The organism is Halohasta sp. A2, from assembly GCF_056175805.1.
The window spans coordinates 1-1,143 of sequence record NZ_JAQFWV010000163.1 but is presented as its reverse complement, the minus strand read 5'-3'; the positions used below and the strand labels follow the sequence as shown (position 1 = coordinate 1,143).

Genomic DNA, 1,143 nt, shown 5'->3' with positions numbered 1-1,143 from the left:
ATAGTCTGGTTTGGGTGCTTCTGCAATGTCTGTATCTAGAAATTCGGCAGTTCAGCGACTCAGACAGGAGAATTTGTTATGTAAGTGATTCAATACGGGAGCTGTCTTGCGATAAACGGAGCAACTACGTTTGTTCTGGCTTCGAGAGATCAGTACATCACCTTGCCAGCAGAGACGTTCACATCTTGACCAGTGATTCGCTCTGCTCGCTCGGAACACAGATACGCGACCGTATCGGCGATGTCTTCGCGTTGCACTAACTCGTTCCGCGGACTCTGTTGTTCGACTTCTGAGCGAACCTCTTCGTAGGTCCTCCCCGTTGCTTCCGCCTGTTTCTTGAATACGCGGACGATTCGAGGCCCGTCGACCGAACCCGGACAGACAGCGTTCACGTTGATGTCATGGGACCCGACTTCGAGTGCGAGCGTCCTGGTGAAACCGATAAGTCCCAGCTTCGTCACCGCGTATGGTGTACGATTTAACAGCGGTTTCTTCCCTGTCACCGAGGCGATGTTGACAATACGTCCGTACGCCTGTTCCTTCATAATCGGGAGCACTTCGCGACAGAGCAGGAACGGCCCGCGGAGGTTGACATCCATAGTCGCATCCCACTCCGACGGTTCGATTTCTTCGCATGGGTTCGTTGGGCCAGCGATGCCAGCGTTGTTGACAAGAATCTCTATCGAATCGAATTTCTCGACTGTTCTGTCGACGAGCTCTTCGACATCCGCTTCGTCGCTTACATCCGTCTCAACGCTGAGTGCACGCTGTCCTTCCGCTTCGACGAGGCGTTTTGTCTCTTTCATCTGGTCTGCATCGATGTCTGCGACGACGATGTCAGCTCCACACCGTGCCAGTTCTTTACAAATTGCTTGACCGATACCGCGACCACCACCAGTCACGATAGCAGTGCTATCAATTTCCATGCATTCACTGGTATATTCATCGTTATAAAATTATTGTTGAGTCGACCAACTATCACGTCTAATGGCACTATACAGCAATTTAGGCATCTGTAGAGCCTGTCTAAGAATTCCACACCACCCGACACCTGATATCGGCCGAAGACACCGCTGCACAAATTGACAAACCGATTCAGTAGTGTTGTCGAAAAGAAAATCGAGTTCAGCTACCTAGCGATCG

The 1,143-nt window shown here is 51.1% G+C and carries 1 protein-coding gene; it reads right to left on the bottom strand.

The features are described 5' to 3' along the window. Positions 1-149: 149 nt before the first annotated feature. Positions 150-926 carry an SDR family NAD(P)-dependent oxidoreductase gene (locus O2S87_RS18585; protein WP_475410208.1) on the bottom strand — a complete coding sequence of 259 codons (777 nt, stop codon included), beginning with the start codon at positions 924-926 and terminating at the stop codon, positions 150-152. Positions 927-1,143: the final 217 nt, after the last annotated feature.

Bases quoted from the DNA above. Each gene is read 5' to 3' on its own strand.
- O2S87_RS18585 (WP_475410208.1), bottom strand. From the start codon at position 926: ATGGAAATTGATAGCACTGCTATCGTGACTGGTGGTGGTCGCGGTATC.